The sequence below is a fragment of the Paenarthrobacter sp. AB444 genome, assembly GCF_028736865.1.
Lineage (GTDB): Bacteria > Actinomycetota > Actinomycetes > Actinomycetales > Micrococcaceae > Arthrobacter > Arthrobacter nicotinovorans_B.
This window is the reverse complement of sequence record NZ_JAQZBY010000001.1, coordinates 34,505-47,442: the sequence shown is the minus strand read 5'-3', so window position 1 is coordinate 47,442 and position 12,938 is coordinate 34,505. Positions and strand designations below refer to the sequence as shown.

12 protein-coding genes are annotated in these 12,938 nt (G+C 62.0%); 4 read left to right on the top strand and 8 right to left on the bottom strand.

Translation table 11 applies throughout. From position 1 onward, the window contains the following. The first annotated feature begins 3 nt into the window (after positions 1 to 3). Positions 4 to 747 carry a polyprenol monophosphomannose synthase gene (locus tag PQ627_RS00235; RefSeq protein ID WP_144658858.1) on the top strand — a complete coding sequence of 248 codons (744 nt, stop codon included), beginning with the start codon at positions 4 to 6 and terminating at the stop codon, positions 745 to 747. Between the two features lie 71 nt (positions 748 to 818). On the opposite strand, the gene PQ627_RS00230 is transcribed toward PQ627_RS00235, so the two are convergent. From PQ627_RS00230 to PQ627_RS00215, 4 genes are all read right to left on the bottom strand, one after another. Further along, positions 819 to 1,166, bottom strand: coding sequence for an RNA polymerase-binding protein RbpA (locus PQ627_RS00230; RefSeq protein ID WP_011774875.1), 348 nt, complete (start codon positions 1,164 to 1,166; stop codon positions 819 to 821). Between the two features lie 257 nt (positions 1,167 to 1,423). Beyond that, positions 1,424 to 2,398, bottom strand: coding sequence for an SPFH domain-containing protein (locus tag PQ627_RS00225; RefSeq protein WP_274257702.1), 975 nt, complete (start codon positions 2,396 to 2,398; stop codon positions 1,424 to 1,426). Between the two features lie 98 nt (positions 2,399 to 2,496). After that, on the bottom strand, positions 2,497 to 2,958 hold the full coding sequence (locus PQ627_RS00220; protein WP_274257701.1) for an NfeD family protein: 462 nt from the start codon (positions 2,956 to 2,958) through the stop codon (positions 2,497 to 2,499). Between the two features lie 79 nt (positions 2,959 to 3,037). Next, on the bottom strand, positions 3,038 to 3,880 hold the full coding sequence (locus PQ627_RS00215; RefSeq protein WP_274257700.1) for a methyltransferase domain-containing protein: 843 nt from the start codon (positions 3,878 to 3,880) through the stop codon (positions 3,038 to 3,040). 68 nt (positions 3,881 to 3,948) lie between these two features. Between PQ627_RS00215 and PQ627_RS00210 the strand changes: the two genes are divergently transcribed. Then, positions 3,949 to 5,964 carry a S9 family peptidase gene (locus PQ627_RS00210; RefSeq protein WP_274257699.1) on the top strand — a complete coding sequence of 672 codons (2,016 nt, stop codon included), beginning with the start codon at positions 3,949 to 3,951 and terminating at the stop codon, positions 5,962 to 5,964. 22 nt (positions 5,965 to 5,986) lie between these two features. On the opposite strand, the gene PQ627_RS00205 is transcribed toward PQ627_RS00210, so the two are convergent. Then, complete coding sequence (locus tag PQ627_RS00205; RefSeq protein WP_274257697.1) at positions 5,987 to 6,661, bottom strand: peptide deformylase; 675 nt, start codon at positions 6,659 to 6,661, stop codon at positions 5,987 to 5,989. A 51-nt stretch (positions 6,662 to 6,712) separates the two neighbouring features. Here PQ627_RS00205 and PQ627_RS00200 point away from each other — a divergent pair, with 51 nt between their 5' ends. After that, the gene (locus tag PQ627_RS00200) at positions 6,713 to 7,120 is read left to right on the top strand and encodes a nuclear transport factor 2 family protein (RefSeq protein WP_274257695.1); all 408 of its coding nucleotides are present in this window, start codon (positions 6,713 to 6,715) and stop codon (positions 7,118 to 7,120) included. Here PQ627_RS00200 and PQ627_RS00195 read toward each other — a convergent pair whose 3' ends face one another. From PQ627_RS00195 to PQ627_RS00185, 3 genes are read right to left on the bottom strand one after another with little or no spacing between them, the layout of a single operon-like run. Next, on the bottom strand, positions 7,121 to 8,251 hold the full coding sequence (locus PQ627_RS00195; protein ID WP_274257693.1) for an FAD-dependent oxidoreductase: 1,131 nt from the start codon (positions 8,249 to 8,251) through the stop codon (positions 7,121 to 7,123). Beyond that, positions 8,244 to 8,969: a class I SAM-dependent methyltransferase gene (locus PQ627_RS00190; RefSeq protein WP_274257691.1), complete on the bottom strand. Its 726-nt coding sequence runs from the start codon at positions 8,967 to 8,969 to the stop codon at positions 8,244 to 8,246. The genes PQ627_RS00195 and PQ627_RS00190 overlap by 8 nt, the downstream gene beginning before the upstream one ends. Further along, positions 8,966 to 10,102, bottom strand: coding sequence for a type III polyketide synthase (locus PQ627_RS00185; protein ID WP_144658867.1), 1,137 nt, complete (start codon positions 10,100 to 10,102; stop codon positions 8,966 to 8,968). The genes PQ627_RS00190 and PQ627_RS00185 overlap by 4 nt, the downstream gene beginning before the upstream one ends. Positions 10,103 to 10,233: 131 nt before the next feature. Here PQ627_RS00185 and PQ627_RS00180 point away from each other — a divergent pair, with 131 nt between their 5' ends. After that, the gene (locus PQ627_RS00180) at positions 10,234 to 12,627 is read left to right on the top strand and encodes an excinuclease ABC subunit UvrA (RefSeq protein WP_274257688.1); all 2,394 of its coding nucleotides are present in this window, start codon (positions 10,234 to 10,236) and stop codon (positions 12,625 to 12,627) included. Positions 12,628 to 12,938 lie beyond the last annotated feature (311 nt).

The window sequence follows — 12,938 nt, the reverse complement described above, 5'->3', positions numbered from 1 at the left end:
TTCTTGCGTGTCCTGACGATCATTCCCACCTACAACGAGCTGGAGTCGCTCCCCGTGACGCTGGGAAGGCTGCGCGCTGCAGTTCCCGACTCCGACGTCCTGGTGGTTGACGACAACAGCCCTGACGGCACGGGAAAGCTTGCCGACGACTTCGCAGCAAAGGACAGCCAGGTTCACGTCCTGCACCGCAAGGGCAAAGAAGGCCTGGGGGCTGCCTACATCGCGGGCTTCAAGTGGGGCCTGGCAGCCGGTTACGACGTTCTCGTCGAGATGGACGCGGATGGTTCACACAAGCCCGAGCAACTGCCACTGCTCCTTGACGCCGTGAAGGACGGAGCGGATCTGGCCATGGGCTCCCGCTGGGTCCCGGGTGGCAGCGTAGTGAACTGGCCGCTCTACCGTCAGGCCATCTCCCGCATCGGCAGCACCTACGCCCGCATCATGCTCGGCGTCAAGATCAAGGACGTGACTGGCGGATACCGCGCCTTCCGCCGCAGTACGCTCGAGGCATTGAAGCTGGACGAGGTGGAGTCGGTCGGCTACGGCTTCCAGGTGGACCTTGCCTGGCGCGTGGCCAAGCTTGGCCTTCGTATCGAGGAGCGTCCCATCACCTTCGTGGAGCGCGAACTCGGGGCATCGAAGATGAGCGGGAACATTGTGGTCGAAGCCATGATCAACGTCACCAAGTGGGGACTGGCAGCACGCTGGGCCAAGCTCACCGGCAAGTCAGCCGAAATGGCAAAGTAGTTCTTAAAGCAAAAGGCCGGCTCCGGTTCCCAAGGGAAACCGGACCCGGCCTTTTTGCGTGTTGGTGGAAACTATGCCGAACGGCGTTCCCCGCGGCGCTCACGAAGAATGTTGAGGCGATCCTCAAGGATCTGCTCCAGCTCGGGAAGGCTGCGGCGTTCCAGCAGCATGTCCCAGTGCGTGCGGACGGCTTTTTCGTTGGCATCCACGGGACGCTCGCCATCGACCAGGAGCGCTTCCTTACCGGTTTTGGAAACCCACACAGGAGGGATCTCCGCTTCGGAAGAGAAGGTTACGAAGACCTGCTCGCCATCCTCGCAACGGTACTCGACCCGCTGGCGCGGTGCCGGTTCAACGCCGGATTCAGTTTCCATGCTTTGGGCGCCAAGACGCATACCCCGCAGGCTGCGATCGCTCATGATTACTCCCTCTGTCTGTTCGCGGAGCAGCAACTCCGCGCTAGCCGTAAGCCGTTTTCACGATCCCTACGGACTACTTCTGCACACCTTGCATCACTAATTGCAACGCCTGGCCAAGCTTTAATGTTCCGTCCACGCTGAATCAGCCGGACAAATATCCTATTATACGCTGATTTTTGCCGACTACTCAAAGCAGGCGGACGCAGCGAGCGGCCAGCCTGAAAGGCTGACCGCTCGTGGCCTTGCTATGAGCTGGACTACTCCGCCGGACGGGTAGGTTCCACGGCCCCTGCAGGCTCAGGTTCCTTGGTCCCGCCGTCGAAAAGGCCGGCAACAGGGGAGTCCCCGCCGTTGCCGCCCAGTGCGCCGCCGATACCCTTGAGGGCCTCGCCTACTTCGCTGGGAATGATCCAGAGCTTGTTCGAGGTGCCCTCCGCGATCTTCGGAAGGGTCTGCAGGTACTGGTACGCCAGCAGCTTCTGGTCCGGGTTGCCCTTGTGGATGGCATCGAAGACCTTTTGGATGGCCTGGGCTTCACCATCTGCGCGGAGGATGGCGGCCTTGGCATCGCCTTCGGCCGCGAGGATGGCGGCTTGGCGCTGGCCCTCAGCGGTCAGGATCTGGGACTGCTTGGTACCTTCGGCAGTCAGGATGGCCGCACGGCGGTCCCGCTCTGCACGCATCTGCTTTTCCATCGAGTCCTGGATGGAGTGGGGCGGGTCGATCGCCTTGAGCTCTACCCGGGAGACGCGGATTCCCCAGCGTCCCGTTGCCTCGTCCAGCACACCACGCAGCTGACCGTTGATCTGGTCGCGTGAGGTCAGCGCTTCTTCCAGGTTGAGCCCACCCACCACGTTACGAAGCGTGGTGGTGGTCAGCTGTTCCACTGCCTGGATGTAGTTGGCGATCTCGTACGTTGCCGCCCGTGGATCAGTGACCTGGAAGTAGACCACGGTGTCAATGGAAACAACCAAGTTGTCTTCAGTGATGACCGGCTGCGGTGGGAAGGACACGACTTGCTCACGCAGGTCGAGCAGTGGCAGGAGCCTGTCGACAAACGGAATCAGGATGGTCAGTCCCGGGTTAAGCGTGCGCTGGTACTTGCCGAGCCGTTCAACGACGCCGGCACGTGCCTGCGGAATGATCCTTACCGAGCGGACCAACACGATGATCACAAAAATGACGAGAACAACCAGCACAATTGCCGCTGCTGTTCCTCCTAAGCCGTCCATACATCTCCTTCGTTCCCCAATTGCGTGGTTTGATGCGGCTGTTCGCGGGCAGGCAACCCGGTCCGGGAACAGCCTGAAATCTTGAGTGCGCCGAAGCGTCAGCGGGGGCTGTTGTCGTCGGCCGAGGCGACCACCGCCGTCGCCCCGTCAATTTTGGTGACCTGAACGGTGGCGCCGGCGTCGATGACACCAGCGGCGCTGCGGGCGCTCCAAACGTCGCCACCAATTTTCACCAGCCCGCTGGTGCTGCTCACGGCTTCAATGACGAGGGCAGGCTGGCCTATGAGCCGGTCTATGTTGGACAGCTGTTCCGTGGGGCCCTTGCGCAGGTGGTTCAAGGCTACTGGCCGGACAAAAACGATCATCAGAAGGGACACCACGCAGAAGATGACGATCTGCAGCCAAAGATCGGCGCCGGAGAAGTCCGCAATGAGCCCGGCAAGCGCACCGCCGCCCAACATGATGAAGAAGAGGTCGAGAGTCAGCATCTCCACCACTGCGAACGCGAGGAAGACTGTAAGCCATAGGGCCCACCAGTTCTCGCCGAGCCATTCAAACATCGTTCCCCCTTGGTCCCGGATCCCGCGAGCGGGATCACAGTCGCTGTTCCTCCATCCTAGCCCGCGGCGCGGTCAAGCGTCAGGACGTGGTGAACACGCTGATCCGGAACTTGGCCGTGGTGTCCATGTCCTCGTCTGAAGCTGCCAGTTCGGACAGCTGCTCCTGACGGAGATGGTGGCCAGCGGGGCCCATGTAGGCGAGGTCGGCTACTTCGCTTCCCGACAACACCAGTGGCACATCCAGGGAGCGGCTGGTGGGCGAATCGAACCAGCCGCTCATGGACCCGGCCAGCCGTTCTTCCTTCCCCTCTTCGATCCCGAGCATCCCTGTCCTCGCAGCGATCTCCTGGAGGTGGCCGGGCCGCGGCGTTACCACCAGCAACGATCCTCCGGGGCGCAGAACCCGCGCGAACTCCTCAGGATTCCGCGGCGCGAAAACAACCGTCACGACGTCCACCGAGCTATCCGCCATGGGCAATGGACGCCAAATGTCCCACACCACATTGGCGGCCCCTGAGTTGAGCCGCGCCGCACGCCGAAGGGCGAACTTGGAAATGTCCATCCCAACGGCGCTGGCCCCCGTTGCGTCCATAACAGTGCGGAGGTAATGACCGGTGCCGGTTCCGGCGTCGAGAACCAGTGGTTCCGGCCCTCGGATGGCCTCCGCGGCCATCTCTGCCAGTCCCGTGGCCAATTCCGCATAGTGCCCTGCTTCCAGAAACCTGACCCTGGCGGCCACCATCTCGGCTGTGTCCGCTTCGAAAGCCGTTCCTTTGCCTGTAAGGAAGTTGAAATAGCCTTGCTTGGCAGCATCAAACAGGTGTCCCGACCGACACGCGAGGGTTGCCGGACGGGCCTGACGCAACTCGAAAAGTCCTTGGCAAACAGGGCATCGCAGGGCGGAGACGGCGTCGGACAACATGGCTTCAATCCTACGGTGGACGGAGTGTCTGGTGCCGCCGGGCAGGCCACCCCGCTAGGCTCACCATCGTGAAACCAGAGCAGCTGCCCCTGTTGAACTCCGTGTCCGCCCCGGCAATCCACCCTGACGGCACGAAAGCGGTGGTATCAGTCACAAGGCCGGATTTCGACGCCGACAGTTACGTTGGCCAGCTCTGGTCGGTCCCCTTGGACAACACCAAATATCCGCGTCGCATTACCCGGGGTTTCAGGGACACGTCTCCGGCCTTCTCACCTGATGGGCTGGTGCTCGCCTTCCTCAGGAGCGATCCCGGCGGCAAACCCCAAGTGTTCGTCGTGGAGTCGGCGGGCGGCGAACCGCAGAGAATCACGAACCAGCGCGCAGGCGTCGAAAGCTTCGTCTGGGCGCCGGACTCGCACCGCATCGCGTTCCAGGCCAGGGTCCCTGAACAGGGACGTTATGGAACGATCGATGGCGTCAGTCCCGCAGCCGAAGACCCGCGCTACGTTGTTGCCAACCAGTACATGATGAACGGCGTCGGCTATACCGCCGACCAACGGCAGCAACTGTTTGTGGTCGATGTTCCCGAACTGGGTGACGAGCCCGCAGTAACCCCCCGGGGCCGGTCAGCCCATGAGCAGCCCACGCCGGAAAACCTTGGTTTCCCCATCCCGCGGCAGCTCACCTTCGGCGATTCCGACCACACTTCGCCCGCCTTTTCGGCTGACGGGGCCCACCTCTATTTCGTCGCCGCGCTGCATGAAGGTCACGACGACGATCTCGTCACCTCGGTCTACAGGGTGGATGCCGCGGGAGGCGAGCCGGTCGCCGTCGAACCCTCCAACCGGACACCGCAGACCGTCAGCGCCGTGAGGGCTTCGACGGATGGCCGGTGGTTGTTCTTCACCGCCCAGGACATCGGTGCGAGCGGCAGGGACTTCGTGGCACGGAATTCCGCCTTGCACGTGATGCCAGTGGATGGGGGAGAGGCCCTGGCACTGACCGACGTGGAACACCTGGATGTCTCGGGACCACTTGAACCCAGCGGGCCGGGAAGCGTCCTGGTGCTGAATACCGCCCTGGGCAGTGTCGAACTCCTTGATGTCACCGCTGATGGCACCATTACTCCGCTGGTTTACGGTGCACGGGTGGTCATCGGGGCATCTGTTGCAGCCAACGGCGAAACCGCGGTGACCCTTTGCGATGCCTCGACTGTCGGGGACGTCGCGTCATTGGAACGTGGAGAACTTCGCCTCCTGACCGACTTCTCAGGGAACCTGCGAAACAACTCCAGAGTCAGTGAGCCAATGGATTTCGAGACCGAATCCAGCGACGGTCACCCTGTTCACGGCTGGTTGGTCATGCCGGAAGGCCCAGGGCCCCACCCGGTCCTCCTGACCATCCACGGCGGCCCATTCTCGCAATACACGGGAGCCTTCTTTGACGAGGCCCAGGTGTACGCAGCGGCCGGGTATGCGGTGGTGATGTGCAACCCCCGTGGTTCCTCAGGCTATGGACAGGAACATGGACGGGCCATCAAGGGGCAGATGGGCACTTTGGACATGCAGGATGTGCTTGCTTTCCTGGACGCAGCACTGGCCGCCCATTCTGCCCTTGACCCGGAGCAAGTGGGCATCATGGGCGGTTCCTATGGCGGCTACTTGACGGCGTGGATCATCGCCCACCACCACAGGTTCAAAGCAGCGATCGTGGAACGTGGATTCCTTGATCCCGTCAGCTTTGCCGGTTCCTCGGACATTGGCTGGTTCTTCGGCAGCGAGTACACAGGACCCACCCGGGAGGATATGGACGCCCAAAGTCCGATGGCCGTCGTCGGGGATGTCCGGACGCCAACGCTGGTAGTCCACAGTGAAAATGATCTGCGCTGCCCCATCGAACAAGGCCAGCGCTACTACGCGCACTTGAAGGCCCAGGGAGTGGATACGGCCCTGCTGGTTTTTCCGGGCGAGGACCACGAGTTGTCCCGTTCCGGAACACCGCATCATCGCTGTCAGCGCTTCGAGCACATCCTTCGATGGTGGTCCACGTATCTTCCAAGCGCTTTGAACCAGCCCGAGGCCTAAGGAGGCAGGTCACTCAACGGCTTCAGCCGGGGAAACCGAGTGACCTGCGCGCCCCGTCGATGTCCGGAGAAGCCCAACGTGCTGTGTGCTCGGCATTGCTGGCCAAGGACCGGATCTCGGCCTTATCCAGGTACAGGACACCGTGGAGATGGTCGGTTTCATGCTGGACGATACGCGCCTGCCACCCCGAGAACCATTCCTCTACCGGCTCACCGGAAGGCGTGGCATAGGACAACTCAACATTCCGGTGCCGTTCCACCACAGCCTGATACCCCTGCACTGAGAGGCATCCTTCATAGAACGACGCTGTTTCCACACCCAAGGGCCGGTACGCCGGATTAACGATGGCGAAAAAGTCCAGTGGTTCCCTGTGCCGCACCTCAGCGGAGACAGGATCGATCTCGTACTTGTCCTCAAGGACAGCCATCTGCAGGGGAATACCGAGTTGTGGAGCCGCCAGGCCGACACCCGGCGCTGCATGCATGGCCTCGCGCATCCGGTCGATCAGTGCCAGCAGTTCGACGTCGTCGAGCTGGCCGTCATATGGCGCGGCGAGCTGGCGCAGCACCGGGTGCCCCGCCTGGACGATGACGGGCAGTTCTTCGGAGTCCAACAGTCTTCGGACGGCGTCCCGGATTTGGAGGGGATTGAAGTCCGTAGCGGGACTCTTGGCTCCGGGATGGGTTTGATGCGTCATGCATCGAGCCTATCGCCACGAGCGTCTTCGGCGGTGGGCTAGGCTCATGGGATGACCACTCCCACCCCTCTGGAGCACGTACTCTCGTTCGTGCGGGCAGTTGAAGCCGGCGGCGGCTCAGCCGAACTGCGGCCCTTCCTGGCTGAGGACTTCCAGCTAACGGAATGGCCCCATGCCCTGTCCAAGACCGGCTCCATCCGGAATCTTGCCGAAACCCTGTCGGGCGCTGACGACAGCCAGGACATCGTGGCCGACCAACGCTTTGAGGTCGTCCGCACCACCAGCCAGGATGACCGTGTGGTGCTGGAGATGAACTGGTCGGCCACGCTGCTTCTGGACCTTCCGCATTGGGACCGTGGTGACACCATCCGCGCACGGAGCACAGCAGTCTTCCAGCTGCGGGATGGCCTGATCATCAGCCAGGACACCTACGACTGCTACTACACCGTGCCCGAATAGCTACCGCATGGTGAAGCGCCGCTCCACGAGCTGCGTAACACCAGGCATCCCCAGCAGGCCGGCGAAGAGTCTGTTTCTCACTGTCATGGCGGCCGGCGGAAGTGGTCTGCCCAAGGCCATGTTCAGGCCGGCCTGCCGCGACGCGCGGACCGCAGCCTTCCTCCGGGTCTTCTCAAAGTCCTGCAGCAGCGCCCCAACGTCTGTTCCTGCCAAGGAGGCGTCGATGATGGGCGACAGGGCCGCTGCGTCCAGCCACCCCAGGTTCATGCCCTGCCCGCCGATGGGGCTGATCTCGTGGGCGGCGTCTCCGAGCATCACCACCCGCCCGTGCACCATCCGTGGCAGCAACCGCGACTGCACCTCAAAGGCACTGAGCATCGTATTGCCGGCCGGCTCCAGCACCTCACCCGTTCGTGACTCGACCAACCCAGCCAGGGTGTCCGCCGTCGCGCCCGTGGCCGGTGCGCCGAGCCGTACCACCCACCTCCGGACGCCTCCCGGCAGCGGAAAGGACTCGACGATTCCAGCGGGCTCCAGGTACAGCACCGCATCCGCACCGTGTCCGGTGCTGTCGGGGAAGTCGCCCATGAGGTAGGCGTCCGGATAGCTGTTTGAAGGAACGTTCGGGGCGAACCGGCATCGAAGCGAAGAATGGGCGCCATCGGCAACGATCACCAGGTGGGCGGTGAACTCCTGGCTTCCCGCCGACGACGCGGCCCGGACGCGCACGTTTGGGCCGTCGTCGCATACTTCCAGGACGTTCACACCACGGGCGATCGCGGCCTCATCCACCTCCAGCACCGCGTCCTCCAACACCTTCTCGGTGACCGTCTGGGGAACCGCAAGGATGAAGGGGAACGCGGGATCGCTGGAGAACGGCAATTCGGCAACCTTGCGTCGCTGGCTGTAGGCGACGCCCCTCGTAATGTGGACTCCGGCGCGGACGAGCTCCTGGGCAACACCGGCACGTTCCAGCTCTGCCAGGGCCGGTGGGTGGATTCCGATAGCACGGGAGCGGGTGCCTCTGCCGGTCCGGCGTTCGAGGATACGCACCCTGTGACCACGCTGAAGGAGCAGAAGGCCCATGAAGAGGCCCACTGGCCCCGCTCCGACAACGACGACGTCAAGCACGTTCCCGCTTCCCCGATCCGCTGTGCTCGTGGACCAGCATGTTGTGCCAGGGTCCGTTGCGCTCAGCCCGCCACTCAGGCGAAATGGCCGATCTCAGTTCCGGCAAGGTGTAACTGCGCCTGATGGACAGCAGGCCGTCTTTCACAATGTAGGAACCCCATCCCAAGGGCCAGAAGCCGGCCATGAACAGAAGGTAGGAGACGTTGCTCCGTGCCAAGTCATTGTGAAGGGCTACACGCCCGGCGAGCAGTTCGGAATCGCGCAGGACTCCAGCGAACTGCCGTGCGTCCAGGTGGTGAAGGATGTGGTTGGAAATGACGACGTCGAAAGCCGCTCCTTCCGCAACCAGCTCCGAACTGTGGGCCTGTCGGTACGACACTCCCTCCACGGCGCGCAGGCCGGTGGCAAAAGCGTTGGCCCGTGGATCCGGGTCAATCGCAGTCACGTCGAGCACGAAACCGTCCTGCCGGGCCCACCGGGCCAGGCTGCGCGCCACGTCCCCACCACCGCTTCCGATGTCCAGCAATGTCGCGCGCCCTGTTTCGGACAAGAGCGGGCGAAGGCGGCGTTTGTACGAGCTCCGCCACCGTGAAAGGAGCCTGTTGACGACGGGAAAGCGCGCATACGTCCTGTTGAGCAGCAGCGGGTCGCAGTCGGGGCCGTCCATGTCCTCAATGCTGTAAAGGTCCCTCTCCCTGAGGGACCCCCAAGGGCTCACAGAGCGGGGGAGACCAGTGTGAAGAGGCCGGTCTCCACCGTGAGGCCGGGACCGAACGCCATGGAGCAGATCCGCTCCTCCCGTTCGCTGGCCGCCTGCCCCAGCATGTACTTCAGGACGAACAGGACCGTTGCACTGCTCATGTTGCCGAATTCCCGCAACGTTTCCCTGGCCGGTACCAGCTGCTCCTGGGTCAGTTCCAGCTTTGACTCAACCTTGTCCAGGATGCTCCGTCCGCCGGGATGGATGGCCCAGTGTGTGATGTCTTTGTACGGCACCCCGGCGAGCTCCGGTTCCTTGGCCAGCAACGGTTCCAGCGCGCCCGTGATGTGCTCTTCGATAATGTGCGGCACGTAGGAGCCGAGGACCATTTCAAATCCTTCGTCGCCGATGTTCCATGCCATGGCTTCCTCGCCAACCGGTGTCAGGACTGTTTCGAAGTGATCCAGGCGTATCACCGGTTCGTCGCCTTCCGGTTCCCTTGCCGAGATGACTGCCGCGGCCGCGCCGTCTCCGAAGATCGCCGAGCCCATGATGGTGTCCGGATCATTGGACGTCCTGACGTGGAGGGAACAGAGTTCCACACAGATCACCAGGACCACCGCTTCAGGATCCGCCACGCAGAACTGCTTTGCAGCTTTCATGGCCGGGAAGGCCGCATAGCAGCCCATGAACCCAAGGTGGTAGCGCTGGACCGCCGGGTTGAGGCCCAAGGCCCTGACCACCTTGTAGTCGGGACCGGGATTGAAGAATCCCGTACAGGACACCGTGATCACATGCGTGATGTCGTCAAGGTCAACGCCTTGGGCCCGGGCCACTGCCGTCTTGCCGGCCTCGATGAACAGTTTGGTGGCTTCGGTGGCAAAAATTTCATTCCGGACTTTGGTGCTGGGGCTCAAGACCATATTGGTCCGGGGGTCGAAGAACTTCGGGCTTTCGGGATGTGCGTCAAGGCTAAGCTCTTCCACTGCCGTGAAGCGTGTGTCGATGGCAGCCGAATCGAAACACGTGGTGACGAGCCGGGTACCCAGCCGCGTCAGGCCAGGTTGGGAAGCGAAAACCTCACGGGCTTGCTGCTGGACAAGGATGGTTGGGGGAACGGCGGTTTCGAGAGACCTCATGTATACCGGCATGCTTCATTCTTAGTGAGTAAAGCCGGGAAGACAATGGCAGAATCAATCGTATTGACCGAGGGTGGTCAACCAGAGCCAGGCGACGCCGACGGGGGACTGTTGGGCAGCGCCGCCCAATGGACGGAGAAACCATGACTATTGCTGCCGGTTCGGATACACAATCTCCTGAGCTGCACGTTGCCGATACCCATGACCTCATCCGGGTGCAGGGCGCACGCGAAAACAACCTCAAGGACGTCAGCCTCGAGATCCCGAAGCGACGACTCACCGTGTTCACGGGGGTGTCCGGGTCCGGCAAGAGTTCGCTGGTTTTTGCCACCATTGCCGCCGAATCGCAGCGGATGATCAATGAGACCTACAGCGCTTTCGTCCAAGGTTTCATGCCCTCCCTGGCACGACCTGATGTGGATGTGCTGGAAGGGCTGACGACGGCGATCATCGTCGACCAGGAGCGGATGGGCTCAAACCCCCGCTCAACCGTAGGTACCGCCACTGATGCGAACGCCATGCTCCGTATTCTGTTCAGCCGGCTTGGACAACCCCACATTGGTTCCCCGAACGCCTACTCGTTCAACGTCCCCACGGTGAAAGCCAGTGGAGCAATCACGGTCGAGCGCGGCGAAGGCAAGACCAAGACGGAAAAAGCCACCTTCAACCGGCTGGGCGGGATGTGCCCGCGCTGCGAAGGTATGGGTTCGGTCAGCGACTTCGACCTCACAGCGCTCTACGACGACAACAAATCGCTCAACGAAGGCGCCCTCACCATTCCGGGTTACAGCATGGACGGCTGGTACGGACGCATCTTCAGCGGGACCGGTTACTTCAACATGGACAAGCCGATCGCCAAATTCACGAAGAAGGAACTGCACGATCTTTTGTATCGCGAGCCCACAAAAGTGAAGGTGGAAGGGATCAACCTGACCTACGAGGGCGTGATTCCGAAGATCCAGAAATCGATGCTTTCCAAAGACGTCGACGCCCTGCAACCGCATGTCCGCGCCTTCGTCGAACGGGCCATCACGTTTACGACCTGTCCGGAGTGCGAGGGCACCAGGCTGAGTCCGGAGGCCCGGTCTTCCAAGATCAAGGGCAAGAGCATTGCCGACGTCTGCACCATGCAGATCAGCGATCTCGCGGACTGGATCCGCCAACTGGACGAGCCTTCGGTGGCGCCGCTGCTCAAAGGGCTCCAGCACCTTTTGGATTCCTTCACGGACATTGGACTGGGCTACCTGTCGCTTGACCGTCCCGCAGGCACCCTGTCCGGGGGAGAGGCCCAGCGCACCAAGATGATCCGCCACCTCGGCTCGTCCTTGACCGACATCACCTATGTATTCGACGAACCCACCATCGGCTTGCACCCGCACGACATTGAGCGCATGAACCAGCTCCTGCTTCAGCTGCGGGACAAAGGCAACACTGTTCTGGTGGTCGAACACAAGCCTGAAGCCATCGCCATCGCGGACCACATCATCGACCTCGGCCCAGGCGCTGGAAGCGGCGGCGGCACAATCTGCTTCGAAGGGGATCTGGAAGGATTGCGGGGGAGTGACACCATCACCGGGCGCCACCTCGATGACCGTGCCTCCCTGAAGGCAAAGGTGCGTACCGCCAAGGGGTACATGGAAGTGCGAGGCGCTTCCACCAATAACCTCAGGAATGTGGATGTGGATATCCCCTTGGGTGTTTTGTGCGTCCTGACCGGCGTCGCCGGCTCCGGAAAGAGTTCACTGGTTCACGGCTCAGTGGCCAAACGTGACGGCGTGGTGGTGATCGACCAGGGCGCCATCCGCGGTTCCCGCAGGAGCAACCCGGCCACCTACACGGGCCTTCTGGAGCCGATCCGGAAGGCATTCGCGAAGGCAAACGGCGTCAAGCCCGCGCTCTTCAGTTCAAACTCCGAAGGCGCCTGCCCAACGTGCAACGGCGCGGGCGTTATCTACACAGATCTGGGCGTCATGGCCACGGTCGAGTCCACGTGCGAAGAATGTGAGGGAAAGCGCTTTCAGGCTTCTGTTCTTGAATACAAGCTAGGCGGGCGCAATATTGCAGAAGTGCTTGCAATGTCGGTGAATGAAGCCGAAGCCTTCTTCAGTGATGGCGACGCCCGCACGCCGGCAGCCCACAAAATCCTTGACCGCCTCGCCGACGTCGGACTTGGCTACCTGACACTGGGCCAGCCGTTGACGACTTTGTCCGGTGGTGAGCGGCAACGGCTGAAGCTTGCCACGCAGATGTCCGAGAAGGGTGACATCTACATCTTGGACGAGCCAACCACGGGCCTGCACCTGGCGGATGTCCAGAATCTGCTGGGCATGCTGGACCGCCTGGTCGAGTCAGGAAAATCGGTCATTGTGATCGAGCATCACCAAGCAGTCATGGCTCACGCCGACTGGATCATCGACCTCGGACCCGGAGCCGGGCACGACGGCGGCAGGATAGTTTTCGCTGGATCGCCGGCTGAACTGGTGGCTGGCAAAGCGACGCTGACCGGCAAGCATCTAGCCGCCTATGTAGGCGCCTGAGAGCCGCTTCCACGAATGTTCCCATAACGCCGATAATCTACATTATGTCAAGTAGAACTCTGCGTATCTCATCAGATGAATCAATTCGCCCCAACCGCTGATCCTGCCAGGATCTCCCCGATCCCCGGTAGTTTCCGCGGAATCTAGGCGGTCGGCTTGTCTCAGCCGGCGATCCTGCCTGGGGTCCGGCGTGATGCGTTGCGCATGGATGACTGCGCATGAAGCGCCTCTGACCTGCGGCTTTGCCTTGATGATGCATTTGATGAATCATTGATTCAACTTTTCACATGTTTCTGTGGCGATTTTGGGGG

Excerpts from the sequence above, each read along its gene's own strand:
- PQ627_RS00230 (WP_011774875.1), bottom strand. The coding sequence starts at position 1,166 with ATGAGCGATCGCAGCCTGCGGGGTATGCGTCTTGGCGCCCAAAGCATG.
- PQ627_RS00225 (WP_274257702.1), bottom strand. The coding sequence starts at position 2,398 with ATGGACGGCTTAGGAGGAACAGCAGCGGCAATTGTGCTGGTTGTTCTC.
- PQ627_RS00220 (WP_274257701.1), bottom strand. The coding sequence starts at position 2,958 with ATGTTTGAATGGCTCGGCGAGAACTGGTGGGCCCTATGGCTTACAGTC.
- PQ627_RS00215 (WP_274257700.1), bottom strand. The coding sequence starts at position 3,880 with ATGTTGTCCGACGCCGTCTCCGCCCTGCGATGCCCTGTTTGCCAAGGA.
- PQ627_RS00205 (WP_274257697.1), bottom strand. The coding sequence starts at position 6,661 with ATGACGCATCAAACCCATCCCGGAGCCAAGAGTCCCGCTACGGACTTC.
- PQ627_RS00200 (WP_274257695.1), top strand. The coding sequence starts at position 6,713 with ATGACCACTCCCACCCCTCTGGAGCACGTACTCTCGTTCGTGCGGGCA.
- PQ627_RS00185 (WP_144658867.1), bottom strand. The coding sequence starts at position 10,102 with ATGCCGGTATACATGAGGTCTCTCGAAACCGCCGTTCCCCCAACCATC.
- PQ627_RS00180 (WP_274257688.1), top strand. The coding sequence starts at position 10,234 with ATGACTATTGCTGCCGGTTCGGATACACAATCTCCTGAGCTGCACGTT.